Annotated in this window: 19 protein-coding genes; 7 read left to right on the forward strand and 12 right to left on the reverse strand. The window is 63.1% G+C overall.

All coding sequences use genetic code 11. From position 1 onward, the window contains the following. Window positions 1-116: 116 nt before the first annotated feature. Genes FJ949_RS22280 through FJ949_RS22290 form a run of 3 tightly spaced genes read left to right on the forward strand, consistent with a single transcriptional unit; the run spans window position 117 to window position 3,904 of the window. On the forward strand, window positions 117-1,043 hold the full coding sequence (locus FJ949_RS22280) for a sugar ABC transporter permease (protein WP_140499200.1): 927 nt from the start codon (window positions 117-119) through the stop codon (window positions 1,041-1,043). After that, window positions 1,043-1,900, forward strand: a complete 858-nt coding sequence (locus FJ949_RS22285) for a carbohydrate ABC transporter permease (protein WP_140499202.1) — start codon at window positions 1,043-1,045, stop codon at window positions 1,898-1,900. The genes FJ949_RS22280 and FJ949_RS22285 overlap by 1 nt, the downstream gene beginning before the upstream one ends. A 21-nt stretch (window positions 1,901-1,921) precedes the next feature. After that, the gene (locus tag FJ949_RS22290) at window positions 1,922-3,904 is read left to right on the forward strand and encodes a glycoside hydrolase family 127 protein (protein WP_140499204.1); all 1,983 of its coding nucleotides are present in this window, start codon (window positions 1,922-1,924) and stop codon (window positions 3,902-3,904) included. 73 nt (window positions 3,905-3,977) lie between these two features. On the opposite strand, the gene FJ949_RS22295 is transcribed toward FJ949_RS22290, so the two are convergent. The 7 genes from FJ949_RS22295 to FJ949_RS22325 all read right to left on the reverse strand — a co-directional run bounded on the left by FJ949_RS22295 (window position 3,978) and on the right by FJ949_RS22325 (window position 7,277). Continuing rightward, on the reverse strand, window positions 3,978-4,376 hold the full coding sequence (locus FJ949_RS22295; RefSeq protein WP_140499206.1) for a DUF1801 domain-containing protein: 399 nt from the start codon (window positions 4,374-4,376) through the stop codon (window positions 3,978-3,980). Window positions 4,377-4,473: 97 nt separating this feature from the next. After that, window positions 4,474-4,929: a DUF1801 domain-containing protein gene (locus tag FJ949_RS22300; protein ID WP_140499208.1), complete on the reverse strand. Its 456-nt coding sequence runs from the start codon at window positions 4,927-4,929 to the stop codon at window positions 4,474-4,476. Window positions 4,930-4,940: 11 nt separating this feature from the next. Further along, window positions 4,941-5,165 (reverse strand): hypothetical protein, encoded by a 225-nt coding sequence (locus FJ949_RS22305; RefSeq protein WP_140499210.1) that lies wholly within the window; start codon window positions 5,163-5,165, stop codon window positions 4,941-4,943. Between the two features lie 34 nt (window positions 5,166-5,199). After that, window positions 5,200-5,592 carry a VOC family protein gene (locus tag FJ949_RS22310; protein ID WP_140499211.1) on the reverse strand — a complete coding sequence of 131 codons (393 nt, stop codon included), beginning with the start codon at window positions 5,590-5,592 and terminating at the stop codon, window positions 5,200-5,202. A 72-nt stretch (window positions 5,593-5,664) separates the two neighbouring features. After that, on the reverse strand, window positions 5,665-6,096 hold the full coding sequence (locus FJ949_RS22315) for an SRPBCC domain-containing protein (protein WP_140499213.1): 432 nt from the start codon (window positions 6,094-6,096) through the stop codon (window positions 5,665-5,667). Further along, complete coding sequence (locus tag FJ949_RS22320) at window positions 6,093-6,416, reverse strand: metalloregulator ArsR/SmtB family transcription factor (RefSeq protein ID WP_140499215.1); 324 nt, start codon at window positions 6,414-6,416, stop codon at window positions 6,093-6,095. Before FJ949_RS22320 ends, FJ949_RS22315 begins: the two co-directional genes overlap by 4 nt. Window positions 6,417-6,545: 129 nt before the next feature. Then, window positions 6,546-7,277 carry a gamma-glutamylcyclotransferase gene (locus FJ949_RS22325; RefSeq protein WP_140499217.1) on the reverse strand — a complete coding sequence of 244 codons (732 nt, stop codon included), beginning with the start codon at window positions 7,275-7,277 and terminating at the stop codon, window positions 6,546-6,548. Window positions 7,278-7,505: 228 nt separating this feature from the next. On the opposite strand from FJ949_RS22325, the gene FJ949_RS22330 reads away from it, so the two are divergent. The 3 genes from FJ949_RS22330 (at window position 7,506) to FJ949_RS22340 (ending at window position 12,182) form a co-directional block, all read left to right on the forward strand. Next, window positions 7,506-8,198, forward strand: a complete 693-nt coding sequence (locus tag FJ949_RS22330) for a DUF2270 domain-containing protein (protein WP_140499219.1) — start codon at window positions 7,506-7,508, stop codon at window positions 8,196-8,198. 162 nt (window positions 8,199-8,360) lie between these two features. Then, the gene (locus FJ949_RS22335; RefSeq protein ID WP_140499221.1) at window positions 8,361-9,635 is read left to right on the forward strand and encodes a DUF763 domain-containing protein; all 1,275 of its coding nucleotides are present in this window, start codon (window positions 8,361-8,363) and stop codon (window positions 9,633-9,635) included. A 339-nt stretch (window positions 9,636-9,974) separates the two neighbouring features. Then, window positions 9,975-12,182, forward strand: a complete 2,208-nt coding sequence (locus FJ949_RS22340; protein ID WP_224646790.1) for a cation:proton antiporter — start codon at window positions 9,975-9,977, stop codon at window positions 12,180-12,182. A 9-nt stretch (window positions 12,183-12,191) separates the two neighbouring features. Here the strand turns inward: FJ949_RS22340 and FJ949_RS30415 are convergent, their stop codons facing one another. Both FJ949_RS30415 and FJ949_RS22345 read right to left on the reverse strand, forming a co-directional pair. Continuing rightward, window positions 12,192-12,335: a hypothetical protein gene (locus tag FJ949_RS30415; protein WP_181172137.1), complete on the reverse strand. Its 144-nt coding sequence runs from the start codon at window positions 12,333-12,335 to the stop codon at window positions 12,192-12,194. Between the two features lie 201 nt (window positions 12,336-12,536). Next, window positions 12,537-13,370 carry a methyltransferase domain-containing protein gene (locus FJ949_RS22345; RefSeq protein ID WP_224646792.1) on the reverse strand — a complete coding sequence of 278 codons (834 nt, stop codon included), beginning with the start codon at window positions 13,368-13,370 and terminating at the stop codon, window positions 12,537-12,539. Between the two features lie 375 nt (window positions 13,371-13,745). Here FJ949_RS22345 and FJ949_RS22350 point away from each other — a divergent pair, with 375 nt between their 5' ends. Then, a complete protein-coding gene (locus FJ949_RS22350; RefSeq protein ID WP_140499224.1) occupies window positions 13,746-14,126 on the forward strand; it encodes a Rid family hydrolase in 381 nt (126 codons plus the stop codon). A gap of 125 nt (window positions 14,127-14,251) precedes the next feature. Here the strand turns inward: FJ949_RS22350 and FJ949_RS22355 are convergent, their stop codons facing one another. The 3 genes from FJ949_RS22355 to FJ949_RS22365 all read right to left on the reverse strand — a co-directional run bounded on the left by FJ949_RS22355 (window position 14,252) and on the right by FJ949_RS22365 (window position 20,618). Next, window positions 14,252-17,839, reverse strand: a complete 3,588-nt coding sequence (locus FJ949_RS22355) for an ATP-binding protein (protein WP_224646803.1) — start codon at window positions 17,837-17,839, stop codon at window positions 14,252-14,254. Between the two features lie 269 nt (window positions 17,840-18,108). After that, window positions 18,109-18,354: a MoaD/ThiS family protein gene (locus FJ949_RS22360; RefSeq protein ID WP_140499226.1), complete on the reverse strand. Its 246-nt coding sequence runs from the start codon at window positions 18,352-18,354 to the stop codon at window positions 18,109-18,111. Beyond that, window positions 18,354-20,618 carry a xanthine dehydrogenase family protein molybdopterin-binding subunit gene (locus tag FJ949_RS22365; protein WP_140499228.1) on the reverse strand — a complete coding sequence of 755 codons (2,265 nt, stop codon included), beginning with the start codon at window positions 20,616-20,618 and terminating at the stop codon, window positions 18,354-18,356. The genes FJ949_RS22360 and FJ949_RS22365 overlap by 1 nt, the downstream gene beginning before the upstream one ends. Between the last annotated feature and the right edge of the window lie 2 nt (window positions 20,619-20,620).

Consider the following 20,620-nt stretch of genomic DNA (forward strand, 5'->3'; position numbering starts at 1 on the left):
CTGCTTCGCAGCGTCCCGGTGTTCGCCGGCCTTTCATCGTGCCACTGGCACGATGAATTCGCCTCCGGCGAACCGGCCGCTCACCCCACAAGGGGAGAAGGAAAAGCGGGCCAGCCATGACCACCATCACAGCAACCACCGCCCCGCCCCGCGCCCGAAAACTCGTCGGTGCCGGTCGCCGGCAATGGATCGGTCTCATCTACGTCGCGCCGGCCGTGGCGCTGGTCATGGTGTTCTTCGTCATCCCGCTCGGCATGACGGCGTGGATGTCGCTGCACAACTGGCCCCTGATGGGCGGGCACTCCTTCATCGGCCTCGACAATTACGTCGCGATCCTGCGCGACACCAGGTTCTGGAATGCGCTGAAATTCACCGGCTATTACACGGTGATCGTCACCATCGCGATCTTCGCCGTCGCCTTTCCGCTGGCCATCTTCATCGAACGGCCGCGCCCGCTGACCAATCTCTACCGCACCGCCTTCTTCATGCCGGCGGTGGTCGGTTTCGCCTCTGCGAGCCTGCTCTGGTCATGGCTGCTCAACGTCGATTCCGGCCTGTTCAGCCCGGCCGCCTACAACCTCGGCCTGATCGACAGGAAATTCAACCTTCTGGCCACCTTCCAGCCGGCCTTCTGGTCGATCATCGCCATGGTGGTGTGGAAGGTCGCCGGCTTCACCATGATCATCCTGATGACCGGCCTGCAATCGATCCCGCAGGATTTGCAGGAGGCCGCCGTCATCGACGGCGCCGGCCCGTTCGCGAGGTTCCGGGCCATCACCTTGCCGCTGATGCGCCGCACGCTGGCGCTGGCGCTGATCCTGTCGGTGGCCGGCTCGGTCCTCGCCTTCGACCAGTTCTACATCATCCTGCGCGGCGGCCCGCGCAACCAGACGCTGACGGCGGTGTACTGGATTTTCAACCAGTCCTTCGTGTCGTTCAAGCTCGGCTATGGCGCGGCGCTCTCCATGGTGCTGCTGGTGATCCTGGTGGCGCTCAGCCTGGTGCAGCTCTGGCTGCTGAGGAAGCCCGAGGGCCTCGACTGATGGCGCAGGCAATGTCCGCTCAAGGCAAGCTCGCCGCCAGCGTCGTCAGGCACTCCACCGGCATCATCGCCTCGGTGCTGTTCGTGGCGCCGATCGTGTGGACCGCGCTGTCGGCCTTCAAGCCGGCGCAGGAGGCGCGCCAGCCGCCGTTGCCGCCCTGGCCGACGACAGGCTTCTCGCTGGAAAACTACGCCACGCTCAACACGTTCGGCGACGGGCTCTGGGTCTCGGCGCAGAACAGCATCTACGTCTCTGTCATGACGGTGCTGGTCTCCGTCGTTGTCTCCGTGCTCGCCGGCTACGGTTTCTCGCGCTTCCGATTTCCTCTCAAGGACCTGTTCTTCGTCCTCATCCTGTCGACGATCATGATTCCATTCCAGTCGATCCTGACGCCGATCTTCCTGGTGCTCACCAAGCTTGGCCTGCACAACACGCTGACCGGGCTGGTCGGCGTCTATGTGACGCTGCAATTGCCGTTCTCGATCTTCATGATGCGCAACGCCTTCGACGCGGTGCCGCGCGAGATCGAGGAGGCCGCGCGCATGGACGGCGCCGGAAACCCCACCATGCTGTTGAAGGTGATGCTGCCGCTGGTCTGGCCGGGCGTCGTCACCATCGCGCTGTTCGCCTTTCTCGGCGCCTGGAACGAGTTCCTCGCCGCTTTGGTGCTGATGACCGACCAGTCCAAGTTCACGCTGCCGGTGATGATGACCGCACTCCAGTCCGGCCGCTTCGGCGCCATCGACTGGGGCGCGGTGCAGGCGGGCGTCACCGTGATGATGGTGCCGTGCCTGATCCTGTTCCTGGCTTTGCAGCGCTTCTACATCCGCGGCCTGATGGCCGGGGCCGTCAAGTAATCGACCGAATGGAGTAAGTTCATGACCGCATCGTCTTCCGCCAGGCCTGCCAGCGCCTCCAGGCCCAAACTCGCCTTCCGGCCGCTACCAGTGCCGCAGGTCGACGTGCACGGCTTCTGGGGCGACCGTGCCGATGCCGTCGCCGCGCGCACCGCCGATATCCTCTACGACCGCTGCGTCGAGGCGGGCATGCTGGAGCAGATCGATCCGGACCGGCCCTCGCCCGGCGTCGTCATCCCGTTCCATTCCCCATCGCCCGACGAGGCGGCTTCCCCCGGCTTCACCGGCTCGACGGTGACGACGCAGATGTTCTGGGACTCCGATTGGGGCAAGACGATCGAGACGGCGGCCTATTCGCTCTACCGCGCCAAGAACCCGGAGCTGGAGAAGAAGATCGACGCCGTCATCGACCTCTACGAAAAGCTGCAGCAGCCGGACGGCTATCTCTCGAGCTGGTACCAGCGCATCCAACCCGGCCTGCGCTGGACCAATCTGCGCGATTGCCACGAGCTCTATTGCGCCGGCCACCTGATCGAGGGCGCCGTCGCCTATTACCAGGCGACCGGCAAGCGCAAGCTGCTCGACGTCATGTGCCGCTATGCCGACCATATCGCCTCGGTGCTCGGGCCCGAGCCGCGCAAGAAGAAAGGCTATTGCGGCCATGAGGAGATCGAGCTGGCGCTGGTGAAGCTCGCGCGCGTGACTGGCGAGAACAAATACATGGAGCTGGCGAAATACTTCATCGACCAGCGCGGCCAGCAACCGCATTATTTCGACGAGGAGGCGCGCGCCCGCGGCACCGATCCCAAGGCCTATCATTTCAAGACCTACGAATACAGCCAGTCGCACATTCCGGTGCGCGAGCAGGACAAGGTCGTCGGTCATGCGGTCAGGGCGATGTATCTCTATTCCGGCATGGCCGACATCGCCACCGAATATGGCGACGACAGCTTGCGGGTGGCGCTCGACCGGCTGTGGGACGATCTCACCAGCAAGAACCTCTACATCACCGGCGGGCTCGGGCCGTCGGCGCACAATGAGGGCTTTACCAGCGATTTCGACCTGCCCAATGAGAGCGCCTACGCCGAGACCTGTGCCGCCGTCGGCCTGGTGTTCTGGGCCAGCCGCATGCTCGGCATGGGGCCGAACGCCCGCTACGCCGATATCATGGAGCGGGCGCTCTACAACGGCTCGATCTCGGGCCTGTCGCTCGACGGCTCGCTGTTCTTCTACGAAAACCCGCTGGAAAGCCGGGGCCGGCACAACAGATGGAAATGGCACCGCTGCCCGTGCTGCCCGCCCAATATCGGGCGCATGGTGGCCTCCATCGGCAGCTATTTCTACAGCCTGGCGGACGACGCGCTTGCCGTCCATCTCTATGGCGATTCCACCGCTCGTTTCGACATAGCGGGCGTGCCGGTGGCACTGACGCAGGCGAGCCGCTACCCCTGGGACGGCGCGGTCGCCATCACCATCGAGCCGCAGGCGCCGGTCGCGTTCACCCTGCATCTGCGCGTGCCGGCATGGAGCGCCGGCGCGGCGCTCAAGGTCAATGGCGAGACGGTGAAGCTCGAGGACGTCACCAGCGATGGCTACGCGGCGATCCGGCGCACATGGAAGAAGGGCGATAGCGTCCGCCTCGATCTCGAAATGCCGATCGAACGGCTCTACGCCAACCCGCAGGTGCGCCAGGACGCCGGCCGCGTCGCGCTGTCGCGTGGCCCGCTGATCTACTGCGTCGAGGCGACCGACAATGACGGCAGCCTGCACCGCATCGCATTGCCGCGCACCGCAAGCATCGAGGCGCATGACGAGCCGGACCTGCTGGGCGGCGTGGTGGCGCTTTCGACCACAGCGCTGGCCGACACCGATGAGGGCTGGCAAAACGGGCTTTACCGCACCGACCCGCCCGCTGCCAGACAGACGCGGCTGACCGCCATCCCCTATTTCGCCTGGGACAACCGCGAGCCCGGCGAGATGCTGGTGTGGCTGAGGGACGGATGAGGCCAGAAGGGCGCGAAGGAGGCGACAGGCTTCGTTCTGCCCGCCGCATTCTTCGATGCCAGTCACACGGAGCCTATCGCCGGGCCTTTGACTTGTTCAGAGCCACGGCGGCGTGGATAAGCGCCTTGAACGCTTCCTCGTCGACCTCCTCGCCTTCTTGGAAATCGATGGCGCGCCTGGTGTTTCCTTCCAGGCTGGAGTTGAACAGGCGCGACGGATCGGGCAGCGCCGCACCCTTGGCGAAGGTCAGCTTGACGACGTTCTTGTAGGTCTCGCCGGTGCAGATCATTCCGGCATGCTCCCACACCGGGACCCCGCGCCATTTCCACTCCTCCACGATCTCGGGGTCGGCCTGCCGGATCAGGCCGCGCAGCCGGCTCAGCATCTCGCCCCGCCAGTCGCCGAGTTCCTCGATCCTGCCGTCTATGAGCTGCGAAGGAGACCTGCCTTCTGGCGACCCGCTCTTCGTCATGTCCGTTCTCCTTCAGGCTTGAGGGCGGTCACCGCCCCGTCCGCCCGATCATAGGCGCTCTGTCGCGGGCGGCAAATCCGGGCCCGGCGTACAAATCTCACATTCGTTCGCCGGGCAATCGGCTCGCCTGTTTCACCCACTCGGTGAACTGGGCCTCGTCGAACTGGTCGTCCTCATGAATGTCAAGGTAACGCGTGTCCTTGCTTTTGGACTGGCCAGGCGGCACCGGGTCCAGCGACATGCCGCGGAAGAAGGCTACCTTTATGTATTTCGTGAAGCAATGAAAGCTGAGGAACCAGCCCTCGCCTTCCACGCCATAGAAGGGCGAGTTCCATTTGACGGCCTTGCGCACATCAGGCACGGCACGCTCGATGAGCGCGTCGAGGCGGCCGCCGACCTCGCTCTTCCAGTCCGGCATGGCTGCGATATAGGCCTGCACGGGGGCGTTGCCTTCGCCCTTGGCGATCTGCGGGTTGCCGCCAGAAAGCAGGACCGGACCGGCGGTTGCTGGCCTGGCGGCGCCTTTAGCTGATTGCCCCTGCCTCTTCGCCATCCATCCCGTCCTTACTGGCTCGCGCGCTGCCGCCCGTTAAGCCGCTTGGCGGCGTATGGCAGCACGAACATGTAGAGGCCGCTGAACAGCAGCAGGAAAAGCGGCAGCAGCGGCGAATATACCACCCAGGCAGGCGGCTGTCCCAAGCCCATGGCGACGAAGTTGGCGAGGACGGTCCCCGTGAAAATGATCGATAGCCAGCGATGCGTTTGCCGGACCCATTTGTTCCAATCCATGATACCTCCTCTTGGAAATAAACGAACGCCTGCCTTACCAGCGCGCCAGCTGCGTGATCTGGATGAGGTTGCCGCAGCTGTCGTTGAGCTGCGCAACTGTCGAGCCGGTCACTTCGGTCGGCGCCATGGCGAAGGCCCCGCCCCGCGCCTTGATGCGCTCGTGATCGGCCTTGATGTCGTCGGTGAAGAGCATCAGCGCCGGCTGGCCCTGCTTGAACAGGGCCTGCTGGTAGGCCTTGGCCGCGGGGTTGTCGTTCAGCGCAAGCTGCAGCTCGGTTCCCTCAGGCTCGTCCGGCGAGGCCACGGTCAGCCAGCGAAACGGACCGTTGCTGAAATCGGCCTTCTTGGTGAAGCCCAGCACGTCGGTGTAGAAGGCAAGTGCCTTCTCCTGGTCGTCCACATAGACGCGGGTCAATTTGATCTTCATCGCATATCCTCCATAGGTTCGTTTGCTCCGGGCTGCCCTCGAACAGTCTTGCGATGACCGTGCCGACCGACCTCAGTCCGTCCGTGCCAGGAGCTCTTCCAGCTTCTCCAGGAATTTCGGCCATCCCATCTTGGCGCCGCCGTAGGCCCGCCTCTGCTCGGGCCGGAAACCGGACTGCTCCATGCGCAGATGGGTCCCGGCGGGCGTCGGGGTGAGCGTGAAGGTCACCACGCTCCTGAGATCGAAGGCCGGGTCCTGGTGCGCGAGGTTCCAGGTGTAGGACAGCGTCTTGTGCGGCTCGACGGCAAGCACCTCGCAATCCAGCACGCCGCCCCAGGCGGTGCTGAGGTTGAAGCGATGGCCCACGACCGGATTTAAATCGTTCTTCATCAGCCACTCCTCAATCAGATGCGGTTGCGTCAGTGCGCGCCAGAGTTTTTCCGGCGGATGCGAAATCTGCCGCTCGACGACGACAGTGCGGGTGTCGGCGGCACTGTCGTTCACTGGTCCATCCTTTTGAGCAGATCCTCGAGATCGTCGAACCGGCTTTCCCAGAACCCGGCCATCTCACGCGTCCAGTCCATCAGCGGCGCCAGCGCGCCGAGCTGCGCGCTGTAATGCGTCTGGCGGCCTTCATGGCGGTCGCGCACCAGCCCGGCCTGCTTCAGCACGCCCAGATGCTTCGACACGGCCGGCTGCGAGACCCCCGACTGGATCGTCAGCGCTCCCACCGTCTGCTCTCCCTGGCGGCACAGCCGTTCGAAGATGGCGCGCCGCGTCGGGTCGGCGAGCGTCCTGAAGAGCGCATCATGAGCATCCGGCATTTAATCGATAACCCGTTGGCTATTGATCAACATATAACCGTCGGGATATGTATTCGTCAAGCGGAAGATTTGGAGTGGCGGGAAAGCGTCCGGAACTTCCGGGTCGCGCTGCGCTGGAAACGCCGATCGCTAAACCGGGGCGTGGACGCGGTTGATCTCCTCGGCCACTAATGCCTGCAACTGCCACAGGTTGCGATCGCGAATGCCGCAGGCGTCGAGGTGGCGGATGGTCTCGAACAGATATTGCGCGCCCGAGCCCCAATGGCCGGCGGCCCGGGCCAGCGTCGCCGCGATCGCCCGTTTGTCCAGCCTGCCGACATAGCGCGCATTGGCGGGATCGACGACGAAGCCGAGCGCGCGGCACATGCCGCCCTCGGTCCTGACCCGCAGCCAGCGCGGCACGTTGACGGCGGGCAGGATGGTCATCTCGCGGCGCAGCAGCGCCTCGAGATTGTCGGCAACCGGCTCCGCGATCTCGAACACCATGCCCTGGCATTGGCCACGACGGTCGAGCGCCATCATCAGGCCGGGCTGCTCGATCGTGCCGCGAAACCGCTGCACGGTGAAGCAGAAAGAGCGGTGCCAGCCAGTCGCCACCGCGCGCTCGCTTCCCCTCACCTCGCCCGCCGGCTTCCACAGCAGCGAGCCATAGGCGAACAGTTTCAGCGGCCCGGCCGGCGCATCGGCCAGGATTTCGTCGCTGAAACGCGCATAGTCGGCATCGGTCATGTAGACCATACCCGGCGTCGGCCCGGCATCCTCGACCGCGCGCAAGGTGCGGGCGACCAGCGCCTCCGTCAGCGCCATCGCCGCGGTTCGCGACGTGGACTGTGAACGTGCGGCGGATATCGGACTGTTCATCTTCGTACTCCAGCCTTGCCGCCATGTTGCCCAAGGCAAAGGGATTCTCAAGAGCCAGAGCCACTCGGACGCTGACTCAGAAGCTGAGCGGACCTGCCCAAGCGTTTGAAAAGCCTCGGCGCACCGCCGTCGCGACAGAAGTGGCCGCAAGTCCGCCTGGGTCGGCGCCATCCGCCGTCGGCGGAACGAGATCGCCTTCCACGCGTTTCATTGGGTTGGGAGGGAACTATGAACGATGCGCCGGCAACGCCCATCGGCAGGACGCTTTCGCCCAGCGAAATGGTCACCGTGATGTCGCATTTCCATCGCGCCGAGATTGCGCGCATGGCGGGATGGCGCGACCGTATCGACAGGACCAGCAATTGGGCGATCACCGTCGTGGCCGCGATGCTGTCGGTGTCGCTGTCGACGGCCAGTGCCCATCACGGCGTGCTGCTGTTCGCCATGCTGCTGGTGCTGCTGTTGCTGTGGATCGAGGCACGGCGCTACCGCTTCTTCGACGTCTACCGCGCCCGCGTGCGCCAGTTCGAGCGCCACTATTTCGCGCAGATCTTCTCGCCGCAGCCGGACTTCGCCTCGGACTGGCTGCTGATCGTCGGCGAAAGCCTGCGCACGCCGAAATTCCTGGTCTCGCAGCGGGTGGCGCTGGCGCGCCGTTTGCGCCGCAACTACATCCATATGATGCTGATCCTGCTGCTCGCCTGGATCCTCAAACTATCGACGCCGAGCCTGCTCGATCGGGCCGCGCCGGTGGGTTTCGTCGGCACATTGCGCGAGGCCGTCAGCGCCGCCGCCCTGGGTCCCGTGCCCGGCCTGGTCATCGTCACGCTGGTCGCCATCCTCTTTGCCGGCCTGCTGGCCGTCGCCTTACTGACGCCCGACGACAACGGCGAACTCTCCTTCGGAGACGTGCATGTCTAGTCCGCGATGGACAAAAACGCTTTGCGAACAACCGGGTGAGGCGCCATCCTGAATCAAACCGCGAATGAGCGCCTGCGTGCCGGCTTGGAAAATAGCCGCATGGATGCCATCTAGAGGGACAGATCCGGTCCTCGGGCGGCCGGCCACGGAGCATCGAAACAAGTGACGCAGCGAAGCGGCAGCGCCGACCTGCCGCTGCATGGCGGACGGGTCCCGAAATGGCTGGGCGACCGCATGACGCGGCTCGGCGCGGTGCTGTGCCAGGCGATCGTCCACCATTATGGCCGCGACGAGCTGCTGCGCCGGCTGGCGCATCCCTTCTGGTTCCAGTCCTTCGGTGCGGTGATGGGCATGGACTGGCATTCGTCCGGAATCACCACCAGCGTCATCGGCGCGCTGAAGCGCGGGCTGACGCCGCTGTCGGGCGAGCTCGGCATCCATGTCTGCGGCGGACGCGGCGCTCATTCGCGCAAGACGCCGCATGAGCTGGAGATGATCGGCGAACGCGTGGGCTTCGACGGCGCGGCCCTTGCCACGGCCAGCCGCCTGGTCGCCAAGGTCGACAGCGCCGCCGTGCAGGACGGTTTCGACCTCTATCTGCACGGCTTCATCGTCACCGACGACAGCCGCTGGGTGGTCGTCCAGCAAGGCATGAACGGCGACAGAAGGCAGGCGCGCCGTTACCACTGGTTGTCGGAAGGGTTGAAGAGTTTCGTCGACCAGCCGCACGCGGCCATCGAGGGCGAGCGGCAGGGCGAGATCGTCAACCTCACCGACCATCGCGCCGAGGCCTCGCGCAGCGGCCAGCTCGATCTTCTGCGCCAGCTTGGTCCCGACCGGATCGTGCGCGAATTCGCCGCCATCGAGCCCGCGACGGCTTCGGCAAAGCGCGACAGTGCACAACCAATGCTGCCCAATCTGGTCATGCCGGCGCACCATGACGTGCGCGAAAGCGACATCGTCATGCGCCGGCTGCACGGCAACATCTCCGCCGCCATCGAGAGCGGCCCGACGGACTTTCCCGAATTGCTGCTGGTTCCGGGCGTCGGCGCCCGCACCGTGCGGGCGCTGGCGATGGTGGCGGAGGTGGTGCATGGCGCCCCGTGCCGCTTTTCCGACCCGGCGCGCTTCTCGCTGGCGCATGGCGGCAAGGACCGGCATCCCTTTCCGGTGCCGCTGAAGGTCTATGACGAAACCATCGCCGTCATGAAGTCGGCAGTCGCCAAGGCCAAGCTCGGCCGCGAGGAGGAGCTAGCCGCCTTGCAGCGGCTCGACGGCCAGGCGCGGCGACTGGAGCGCTACGTCACCGGCCCGAGCCTGAAGGAGATCGTCGCCGGCGAGTTCGACCAGTCGCATCTGCTCGGCGGCCGCAGCGTCTTCGGCCCGGAGCCGCCGCCTGAAGGTGCTTTGCCGGGCGGCGCCAAGAAGTCGGGCTAGATCGCCGATCGCGGCCGCTACGCCGACAATTGGCGAAGCAATCCGCGGGCGGCGCCCAGCCGGTATGGGCCTTTCTCCCCGTCACTATACGGGGAGAAGAGGGCTGTCTTTTATGTCGGCACTTACCCCAACAGATCGGCCGGAACAGATTGGCCCGACCCGCCGCAACCTTGCGCGGCATTGCACGTTTATGCGCAGCGGACTTGATCCGCGTTGAGGGGTTGGATGATTAGGCACTGGCCGCAAACGAGATTTCTTCCTGCCATTCTCATCCCTTCCGCCGTCCTTGCCTCAGCAGGCCCGGCCTGGGCCGCCCAGGCAAGCAGCCACGCAGCGGGCATGGGCGGCTCGGCGGAGGGCGTTTTCGTCGCCGAGATCGTGCTTCTGCTTCTGGTCGGCCGTGGCCTGGGCGAAATCTTCCAGCGCTACGGCCAGCCGGCGATCATGGGCCAGCTGATCGGCGGCATCCTGCTCGGGCCTTCGCTGTTCGGCTGGCTCTGGCCCGGCGCGCAGCAGCTGATCTTCTCGACCGACCCCGCGCAGAAGAGCATGATCGAGGCGGTCTCCCAGCTCGGCGTCCTGCTGCTCCTGCTGCTCACCGGCATGGAGACGGACCTGCGCCTGGTGCGCCGGGTGGGCGCGGCGTGTTTTTCGATCTCGGTCACCGGCGTCGTCGTGCCCTTTGCCTGCGGTTTCGCGCTGGCGCAGTTCCTGCCAGACACGCTGCTGCCCGACCCCAGCGAGCGCGTCGTCGCCGGGCTTTTCCTGGGCACGGCCCTGTCGATCTCCTCGGTCAAGATCGTCGCCATGGTGGTGCGCGAGATGAACTTCATGCGCCGCAATCTCGGCCAGGTCATCATCTCCTCGGCCATCATCGAGGACACGATCGGCTGGCTGATCATCGCCGTCACCTTCGGCATCGCCACCAATGGCAGCCTCCAAATCGTGCCGCTGGTGGTAACGGTGGCCGAAGTGGCGCTGTTCATGGTGTTCTCCTTCACCATCGGGCGCCGGCTGGTGTTCACGCTGATCCGCTGGAGCAACGATTCCTTCCGCAGCGAATACGCCGTCATATCGGTCATCCTGATCATCATGGGCGTGATGGCGCTGATCACCAATCTGATCGGCGTCCATACCGTGCTCGGCGCCTTCGTCGCCGGCATACTGGTCGGCGAATCGCCGATCCTGTCCAGCCACATCGAGAGCCAGTTGCGCGGCGTCATCACCGCGCTCTTCATGCCGATCTTCTTTGGCATGGCCGGGCTTTCGGCCGACCTCACCGTGCTTGCCGACCCGACGCTGGCGCTGCTGACGCTGGCGCTGGTGCTCATCGCCAGCATCGGCAAGTTCGGCGGCGCCTTCATCGGCGGCCGCTTCGCCGGCATGACGCTGAAGGAGGCGACCGCCGTCGGCAGCGCCATGAACGCGCGCGGCTCGACCGAGGTCATCGTCGCCTCGATCGGCCTGTCGATGAACATCCTCTCCCACAATCTGTTCACCATGATCGTCACCATGGCTGTCATCACCACCCTCGCCATGCCGCCCATGCTGCGCTGGGCGCTCGGCCGGCTGCCCGTCGAAGACGCCGAGAAGCAGCGCGTCGACCGCGAGCTGCTCGACGAGCGCGGCTTCGTCTCCAAGCTGGAGCGGCTGCTGCTGCTGGTCGACGACAGCCCGGTCGGCAAGTTCACCGCCTATCTCGCCGGCCTGGTCGGCGGCGGCAGCGGCATGCCGACCACGCTTCTCCACCTCAAGGACGGCAAGCTTGCCGGCCCGGCCCGCGACAAGGGCCCGGAGCGCGCGCTGAAAGAGGTCAAGAAGGGTGCCGCCAGAAGCGCCAAGGCGGTGAGCAAGGCCGAGGACACGCCGGTCGAGAAGGTGCATCTCACCGCCCGCAGCGAACGCGAAGCGACCGCACGGACGATCGCCGAGGAGGCGCGCAAGGGCTATGGCCTGCTGCTGGTCGGGCTCGAGGCCATGTTGACCGAGAAGGGATCATTCACCGAAGCGCTGAACGACATGACCAGCGGCTTCGACGGTCCGCTCTGCCTGGTGCTGAACGGTGCCGGCGCCGGGGGCAAGATGCCGGTGCTGCGCGCCGGAACCACCATCCTCGTTCCCGTCAACGGCACGGAAGTGTCGCGCCGCGCCGCCGATTTCGCCCTGGCGCTGGCACGGCCGCACCGGGCGCGGGTCAAGGTGCTCTATGTCTCGCAGGCGCGCAAAGGCGCCTGGCAAGGCACCGTTTCGCACCGCCGCGAGGAGGCGGTGCTCAAGGACGTCGTCGACCTCGCCGACCGCTACGGCGTCGCCGTCGACACCGCCATCCGCGCCCGCGCCACGCCCGACAAGGCGATCGCCAGGGAAGTGGCCAAGGGGGCGGCGATGGTGGTGATGGGCGTCACGCAGCGGCCGGGCGAGGAACTGTTCTTCGGCGACACCGCCATGGCGGTGCTGGCCGCCGTCCCCTGCCCGGTCGTGCTCGTGGCAAGCGACCGCATCCGCGCCGAAGTAAGGCCCGAGGCCGCGGCCGAAACCGGCGCCTGATGGCGGAGCCTAGAGGCCGAAGAACTGCCAGCCGATCATATAGCCCAGCGCGACCACGGCCAGCGGGAACAAGGCCGGCGCGATCTTGCCGAGGACCGAGCCTTGCTGCTCCTTTGGCGGCATATAGCGTGCATTGCCGAGATTCTTGGTCATTGCGTACCCCCGCGCGAACCAGTTCATTAGCAGATGCTTATTAACAGCACGGCCGAATTAACGGTTCGCGAAGAAATTCGCTCGAAAGCCGGCCATTTGAGCGGAGGGCTGGCGAATGCGGCTTGGCTCAGTCTCGTTCTCGGAACCGGGTTTGCCTGGGGCCTCGCGCAGCGCCGCAGCTTCGGCCGTCGCGGCGGAGCGCTATGTCCGGCAAACCGCCATGACGAAGAACTCGCGGTAGCAGAAGTCCGGATCGTCGAGCAGGCGATCCGGCCGCTGCTTCAGATCCTGCCAATAGGCCTGGTCGGCATCAGGCAGGGCATAGCCCGGCGCGACGCTTGCAAAATAGGCCAGCAGGTCGCGAACATAGTCGCGCGTGAAGCGAGGCGCCGGCGCCCAGCGCTCGACCAGCCAGCCCTTGCGGCTGACGACCTCCAGGCCCGCCTGGCGCAGGCGCGCCGGAAGGGTCGAACCGCAATCGGTGCCGAGCACGCCCCGGTCGCGAAATCCCTGCAGCCTGGCCGCCATGAAGCGCGCCAGCAGCGCCCGGTCCATCGGCAGGATCTGCAGGATGGTCGAATCGAAGTCCTTGACCGCGAAGATGCCGCCCGGCTTCAGCACGCGCCTGGCCTCGCCGACGGCAAGCGCGAACTCGGCCGGCGTCAGATACTGCATGACATTGCCGGACCAGACGCAATCGAACGATGCGTCGGCGAACGGCAGCGACAGGATGCTGCCGACATGCGTGGCAATCTCCGGCGGCTCGGACAGCGTGCCCGCGAGCGCCTCGACCCGGGCGATGTTTTCGGGCGCGAGGTCGAGCGCGGCGATGAAGCCGGAGGGGCCGACGGCGCTGGCGATGAGCGGCAGGAAGCCGCCGCTGCCACAACCGGCATCGAGCACGCGCCAGCCCGGGCGGATGCCTGCATCGAGCAAGGCCGCCTCATATTCAGGCCGCGACGATTCGAAATGAAGGTCGAGCCAACCGGCCTCGCTCGCTTCGTGGCCGGTGGACGTTTGGTTCCTGGCAGACAAATGATTACCCCCCGTTATGACCCGGCAGGATAGAAGCGCACCGAGCGGCGGCACGCAATGGCCTGCGAATTTGGGTGGACCCACCGCCAGCCATTGCCCCTCGTCGTTTGAGGATTGATGGACAAGATGCGCAGCTTGTCGGTCGTTCAGTTGATCGCGGCCTCGCTCCACAAGCGGACGTCCGATCGATGTATGGCAGCGGTCTACTTACGTCGGAAATTTCAGGCGCGTTTGTGCCGCAAACGTATTCGAGACTCCACAGCTACAGCAGTACGACCATCGAAGCGCCTACTGATACGCATGTGGAGAAAATGCTTGACTCTGGCTATGTTTGGCCGAGCTTACTCAGCACAGCTCAGATCGCCGAATAGGCCTATGTCGCGCACGATCATCGCCACGCGGGCCGCACCAACGGCACCACCTTCCTACAGCCAAGCCGTCAAGGCCGCAGGATTGGTTTTCGTGTCCGGAACTGCGCCCGTTGATCCGTCAACCCGGCAACTCGTGAAGGGCCCGGTTCAGGCCCAGGTCGCGCAATGCCTTCGCAACATCTCCGCTATCCTGGAGGCTGCGGGTAGCAGTTTGGAAAAGGCGGTCAGTGCAACGCTGATTGTGGCCGACGAGGAAGACTTCGCGGGTGCCAATGAGGAGTGGCTTAAGTGGTTTCCCAGCAACCCACCCGCTCGACAGGGAGCGAAGATGCCGGTCCGCATTCCGGATATGAAAGTCTCGATAGCAATGATCGCCGAGGCGTGAGTCCTCTTCGCTTCATCTCGGCCGTTCGCTGCACTCCTACTTCATCCTAAGAGCTGCCGTTCGTTCGCGGGCTGCGTTGGACGCGCGCAGAAGCGCATCACCTCGTCAATCTTTGTCCACATAACTTAGGAGCTGGTGTCACGGCGGTAGAGGTTGATACGGATCGCATCACCAAAGAACGTTTCGCCCCAGGACGAAATGATGTTGCGCTCATCGAGCCACTTCACAAATTCGACGTTGATGTCTGTTTTGTCGATCCTCGGGCTATGATAGCCGGTCTTGATCTCGGAGAATGGTTCCGGGAGAGCGGCGAGGATCTCGCGTACATCACCGTCGCCCAAGACTTTCTGGCACTTGTTGAACAATGAAATCTGGACCGGGATCGGTGCCGAGTTCAGGATGACCGCGCGCGCGGCTTCGACACCCAGGGCGCTCACGTCCGCCCCAGTCCTCTCCAAGATCGCGCCCACTTTGCCCGCCCGAGATTGCAGGCCACCGAGCAAGGTGAGATCCATTGACCGGATGATCGCCAGTTTACGGGCGTCACCGATATTCTCGCCTAGGAGCAACTCACGGAAATCGTCTTCGAGGGCGAACATCGCCTCGTTTTGTAAATATGCATCAATGTTTTCGACCACGAATAGGACTTGGAGGTCAATTTGCTCTCTAAGCGCGTCCACATTCTCTTTCGTAAAATTGACCCTCGCTTTCTCGATCAGTACCCGCAATTTACCAGGGCCAAGATTACTCGGAAATTTAATGAAGGTCCTCGGTAGCCTTTGGACATAGATTCGATACGTTGCGTCTTGCAGGGCGTCGTCGTTGATCAGGAACTGGCGCAGGGCGGCTGCCTTATCGTCGGAGGGAATAGCCTGCTGCGGAAGTGCCGCCAGCGCTGCCTTCGTCTCCAGAAAACCGGTTAAAGTTGCCGCATCGAAGGCCTCGCTGCCCATGAAGGCGAGGCAATTCTCCCAGGAAGGCTCAATTCTGCTCAACTGGAAAACGAGTGAGTGAAAACGGACTGGCACATCGCCGAGGGAAGAGATGGCAGCCGACTGCCTTTCGAGGAACGCACTCAGATCGTCAAAATCGACATCCTCTCGACCGATAATGGACAGAATGGTGGCCACGCTCTCGCGCGAATTGTCCTCAAGCCGCAGGAGTACGTTCTTGAGATAGTCAACGAAGCCGCGCTCGATCCTTAAACTCAGAACCGCATTACCGATTCCGGTGACCGTCGTGTAATTCCGGGTGCGCAAGGGCTCGAGATCGTCAACTCCTAGAACGGTTTGGAAGATGAACTCTAGGTTCTCAACGGAGAGCGTGTAGGAACCCTCTTCAAAAAGGAAGCGAGCAATTCCAGGAAAACCTTCTATACTTCTGAGGTCTTCCAGCTCGATCCCAAGGGGCTTTAGACGAGACGGGTCGATGTTGGTCCCGAGCGCGAGAATCTGAGCCAGCTTTTCGGAGACGAATGGCGAAATCTCGGGATATGCGGCCGGCAGCGCTTTGAGGGCCGGCTCAGGCAAATGCGCGATGATCTGACCAACATGGGGGAGATGCCCGGGATTGGCAAGAACAGCCGGAATGAAGCCTGGCCACCCCGCTCGCAGTCCTGCAACCAACTTGGGCACTTCTTTTCCCGCTGCGTAGTAACTAGTGAAGAAGGCGCCGCAATTCTCGAAATCAGAAGCCAAATACTCAAACATCTTCGCCCCTTGGTCCGCATACGCGGCGTCGTCACCCAGCAGGCAATCGACGATCTTGACGTTGAGGACGTAGTGCTGACGGAAATCCTCGCCACGCATCGCCGCCACGACTTCCTTCGCATTATCGATCAGGAAGTTGGGGTCCGGGTTTATGAAGCCGCGTATCTGAATGAGAAATTTGTTGTCGTTGGGCGACAGTCGACCCGAATGGAACAGCGATGTATACTGGTAGTAGGTGTCGTCGATATAGCCTTCCATTACTAAAAAGCGAGGCAGCTCGCCATTTTCGCCGAACGCGCCAAAAAGATCGCTCATTTCTTTTACATTCAGTCGAATAACCTCATTGAATTTAGCGGAGCGCAGAGCGGCGATCTTCTCCCGCAGCGCTCGCAGCCTTCTAGAGGTAGAGCTCCTAGACTCAGCAGTCCGCTGCTCAACCTCTTCCTTGCGCTGCGCAAACGTCCTCAGACTATCGACCTCGGACTGCAAGCTCGAGATGTTGATGGTCTGGTGATACCCGTTGAGATTACGATAGGTAATAGTCTGGCTACTGATGATCTGGTCGAAATTTTCACTTCTCACGAGTGTGCTAATCTCAATCTGGATCTGTCCATTCTGACCGATGTGGGACGCCTGAGCAGGTAGTTTCTCAAACAACGCCATCGCATAAATTCGGCGGAGATCGAGCAGATCGGCTGGAATTTGCCGTTCGGCAACGTCGGCCTCATGCTCGATGCGCTCAATAGCGGCCTTATATTCTGCCTCACCGCGAGCGATAAACTCATCATGCTTGCCAAGGATCTGCGCGAGATTGCCCTTGCCACGATGAAGGCTCTCAAAGTCACTCGGGAATACATTCTTATATATCAGAACCGCTAGGAGTTTGTTTGCGTCCAGCACATTGTCGCCATCAGTCTCCAGATTAGCGACATAGATGGCATACTCATTGAAAATGTTTTGTATGAGCCTCAGGTCGTTCAGATATCGCGAAACTTCACGCAGAAACTGGCGATCAAGTCGACTGTCCAGCGAAAGCCGCTTCCCCTGCTCCAGGACTTTATCGATCGAGTTCGAGCTGTTGATGACTGGTATGACGGGGATAATGAACTCAAAGAACTTCGTTCTGTCCGTGTTGGCGAACATGTCATCGCGCAATGCGTAAAGGAAGCGTATTGTCCGCTTCACGCCAGCATTCGCATTTACGAGGCTATTTATCTCGCGGAGAGTAACGAATATCTCGGAGTTGTTGAACCTGTCGAGATCTTCGATAATGACGAGATCATACTTCGTTGACTGAAAGAAGTATATAATCTCGTCCAAATGCCGGTTAAGAATCGATTCTTGGCTGGCCGCCACAGGCGTGATCTCAATATCTTTTAGAGAAATACTCTTGAGAGACAGGCCGAAGCTGACCTTGTAGAATTGGTAGACCGTCAGCCAGAGGAACGATGCTCCCACGGCAAACCACAGAAAAGTGGGCCAGTTACTTATCGAAAGAGGCAGGAAGAAGCTGCCACTGATGACGTCATCGCGTTTTTGGAAAAGATGCCAACAGGCCACGACGCCAAGGATCACGTACAGAGAAAGCAAGATCGACCATCTACTGGGCGACCTAATTCGCTTAAATCGCGAGAGCGGCAGCTGGTTCGCATCCGCGCCATAGAGCATCTGTTGAAGGATGCTTCTCTCGATCTCCTGTTTGCTCACAGCGCCACCGGAGGCGGTTGCCTCAGGAAGGAACGCGGCGAGCGATATCTGCAGAATTGGATGCCGGTATTTTTTTAGGAAGGCCCTGATGATGCTGCTTTTTCCCGAGCCATAAGGCCCGGTCAAAGCGATGTTCGAAACTCTGGGATTGCTCGTCGCGTACAGGAGCGCATCGGAATATACTCCTGCCTCGTCTGCCTTCTCGGTTGGCGCAAGATCGATAAACTTTGATTGTACATCGACCGCGTCGTTCGAGCGGCAAAGCAAGTTAAGGATTCTAGCGATGATTTCCCGCAAGCTATTTCGAAATCCAATAAACAGAGGCGTTAGCGCTTCAACGCTTAGCATGCGCACAAGTATGGCCAAAGCCGATTTAGAACATGGGTGGGGACGTCCGAATATGAGTGATGTCGGCGATTCCTTCGAGAGCCGAAAAGGCGGACGAGCTGGTCGTCCGGGTGCATGCCGAACTGACCGCTCATCGCCGAGTCTTACCAAGACCTGACAGTCTGGTCCCGGCCCCTAAAAAGACGTTCGCACTATCGGCCAAGCGATGCCCGTCCCCCTCACCCCCCCGCCAATCTCGGCAGCAAAAAAATCTCCGCTCCCTCTGGCAGCTTCTTCGACCACGTATCCCTATAAATCACCCCGTCGATCGCCACCGCGATCCCCCTATCGATCAACGGCTCGAGGCCGGGATACTGTTCAGCCAGTTTCCTGAACAGTTCCCTTATGTCCTTGGCCTCGACCTCGACCTTGCTCTGGCCTCCGGCGGTCGCGGCAAGCGCCCCCCAGAGCGTCACTTGGACCATCAGCCTTCCCGTTCCGCCTCGATCGCCGCCAGGATGCGCGGAGGCGACATCGGGATGTGGGTCATGCGCACGCCGGCCGCGTTCGACACGGCGTTGGCGATTGCTGCCAGCGGCGGTACGATCGAGGTTTCGCCGACGCCGCGCACGCCATAGGGGTGGTTGGGGTTGGGGATTTCCAGGATCTGCGTGTCGATCATCGGCAGGTCGGAGCAGACCGGGATGCGGTAGTCGAGGAAGCCGGCGTTCTGCAGCCGCCCGTCCTTGCCGTAAATATACTCCTCGTTGAGCGCCCAGCCGATGCCTTGCGCGGCACCGCCCTGGTACTGGCCCTCGACATAGGTCGGGTGCACCGCCTTGCCGGCATCCTGCACCACCGTATAGCGGATCACCCTGGTCGAGCCGGTGTCGGGGTCGACCTCGATGTCGCATATATGGGTGGCGAAGGAGACGCCGGCGCCGTCGGCGACGAGCTCGCTATGGCCGGCGATCGGCCCGCCGGTCTTGCCGGATTGCGCCGCGATCTCCTTCAGCGACAGTTTGCCGAGATTGCCGTGCTTCTCGCCCTTGGCCACCGCATGGCCCTGCTCCCAGACCACGTCGTCGACGGAAATGTCCCACATCTGCGCGGCGCGCTCGCGCAGCACCTTGATGGCGTTGCGGGCGGCCGAGATGGTCGCCATGGAGGAGGAGAAGGTGCCGCGGCTGCCGTCGGTCATGTCGTTGTAGCCGAGACTGGACGTGTCGGCGACGACGGCCTTGACCTGGGCATAATCGATGCCGAGCTCCTCCGCCGCCACCAGCGACAGCGACGCGCGCGAGCCGCCCACGTCAACCGTGCCGACGGCAAGCGAGACCGAGCCGTCCATGCCGATGTTGAGGTCGGTGCAGGTCTGGCCGCCGAAATTGAACCAGAAGCCGCAGGCCATGCCGCGGCCCTGGTTCGGGCCGAGCGGCGCCTTCATATGCGCATGGTTCTTCACCGCCTCCAGCGTCGGGCCGATGCCGATCGGGCCGTAGACCGGGCCGTAGGACGACCGCGTGCCTTCTTGCGCGGCGTTCCTGATGCGGAAGTCGACCGGGTCCATGCCGATCTCCTTGGCGAGCTCGTCGACGGCGCTTTCCACCGCGAAGGCCGCCATCGGCGCCGACGGCGCGCGGTAGGCCGCCGTCTTCGGCCGATTGACCAGCACTTCGTAGCCGACGGTCTTGACGTTCTCCAGCCGGTAGCAGGCAAACGCCGTCATGGCGCCGATCTCGGCCCAGGTGCCGGCATAGGGGCCGCTGGTGTAGCGCAGCGTCGCTTCCGCGGCGGTGATCGTGCCGTCCTTGCGGGCGCCGATCTTGACGTCGATCGAGGTGGCGCTGGTCGGGCCCGAGGCGCGGAACACCTCGTCGCGGGTCATCACCAGCTTCACCGGCCGGCCGGCCTTGCGCGACAGAGCGAGTGCCACCGGCTCGGCCCAGACATGGGTCTTGCCGCCGAAGCCGCCGCCAATCTCCGAGGAGGTGACGCGCAGCTTCGAGGCTTCCATGCCCAGCAGCTGGGCGCAATGCTGGCGATAGACGAAATGCCCTTGAGTGCACACCCACAGGTCCGCCGTGCCGTCGGAGCTGACATTGGCCACGCAGGCATGCGGCTCGATATAGCCCTGGTGCGTCTGCTCGGTCTTGAAGGAGCGCTCGACGATGAAGTCGGCCTGCCCAAAACCCTGATGGACGTCGCCATGGCCGAACTGGCTGCGCTTGGTGACGTTGGACGGCTTGACCGGCTTTTCCTCCAGCCCCTCGGTGAAGATGGCGTCGTTGATCAGGGGCGCGTGGTGCTGCATCGCCTCGTCGACATCGGTGACATGCGGCAGCACCTCGTAGTCGACCTCGATCAGCTTCAGCGCCTGCCTGGCGGTGCGGGCGTCGATCGCGGCGACCGCGGCCACCGCATGGCCGTCATAGAGCGCCTTGGTGCGCGCCATGCAATTGTCGAGGATGTCGTACATGGCGGCATCGCCATCGGTGAGGTCGGGCAAATCGGCCGCGGTGATCACCGCCTTCACGCCGGCGAGCTTTTCCGCCTTCGAAGTGTCGATCTTCCTGATTTTGGCGTGCGCGTGCGGGCTGCGCAGCACACGCCCGACCAGCTGGCCGGCCATGTTGAAGTCGGCGCCGTAGCGGGCGCGGCCGGTCACCTTGTCGACGCCGTCGGGACGGATGGGACGCGTGCCGACCGAAGCGAAATTGCGATTGGAAAAACGCGGATCGAAATTCATCG

This window comes from Mesorhizobium sp. B2-4-1 (genome assembly GCF_006442185.1).
In the GTDB taxonomy this organism is placed as follows: Bacteria; Pseudomonadota; Alphaproteobacteria; order Rhizobiales; family Rhizobiaceae; genus Mesorhizobium.

Excerpts from the sequence above, each read along its gene's own strand:
- FJ949_RS22280 (WP_140499200.1), top strand. The coding sequence starts at position 117 with ATGACCACCATCACAGCAACCACCGCCCCGCCCCGCGCCCGAAAACTC.
- FJ949_RS22285 (WP_140499202.1), top strand. The coding sequence starts at position 1,043 with ATGGCGCAGGCAATGTCCGCTCAAGGCAAGCTCGCCGCCAGCGTCGTC.
- FJ949_RS22290 (WP_140499204.1), top strand. The coding sequence starts at position 1,922 with ATGACCGCATCGTCTTCCGCCAGGCCTGCCAGCGCCTCCAGGCCCAAA.
- FJ949_RS22295 (WP_140499206.1), bottom strand. The coding sequence starts at position 4,376 with ATGACGAAGAGCGGGTCGCCAGAAGGCAGGTCTCCTTCGCAGCTCATA.
- FJ949_RS22300 (WP_140499208.1), bottom strand. The coding sequence starts at position 4,929 with ATGGCGAAGAGGCAGGGGCAATCAGCTAAAGGCGCCGCCAGGCCAGCA.
- FJ949_RS22305 (WP_140499210.1), bottom strand. The coding sequence starts at position 5,165 with ATGGATTGGAACAAATGGGTCCGGCAAACGCATCGCTGGCTATCGATC.
- FJ949_RS22310 (WP_140499211.1), bottom strand. The coding sequence starts at position 5,592 with ATGAAGATCAAATTGACCCGCGTCTATGTGGACGACCAGGAGAAGGCA.
- FJ949_RS22320 (WP_140499215.1), bottom strand. The coding sequence starts at position 6,416 with ATGCCGGATGCTCATGATGCGCTCTTCAGGACGCTCGCCGACCCGACG.
- FJ949_RS22325 (WP_140499217.1), bottom strand. The coding sequence starts at position 7,277 with ATGAACAGTCCGATATCCGCCGCACGTTCACAGTCCACGTCGCGAACC.
- FJ949_RS22330 (WP_140499219.1), top strand. The coding sequence starts at position 7,506 with ATGAACGATGCGCCGGCAACGCCCATCGGCAGGACGCTTTCGCCCAGC.
- FJ949_RS22340 (WP_224646790.1), top strand. The coding sequence starts at position 9,975 with ATGGGCGGCTCGGCGGAGGGCGTTTTCGTCGCCGAGATCGTGCTTCTG.
- FJ949_RS30415 (WP_181172137.1), bottom strand. The coding sequence starts at position 12,335 with ATGACCAAGAATCTCGGCAATGCACGCTATATGCCGCCAAAGGAGCAG.
- FJ949_RS22350 (WP_140499224.1), top strand. The coding sequence starts at position 13,746 with ATGTCGCGCACGATCATCGCCACGCGGGCCGCACCAACGGCACCACCT.
- FJ949_RS22360 (WP_140499226.1), bottom strand. The coding sequence starts at position 18,354 with ATGGTCCAAGTGACGCTCTGGGGGGCGCTTGCCGCGACCGCCGGAGGC.
- FJ949_RS22365 (WP_140499228.1), bottom strand. The coding sequence starts at position 20,618 with ATGAATTTCGATCCGCGTTTTTCCAATCGCAATTTCGCTTCGGTCGGC.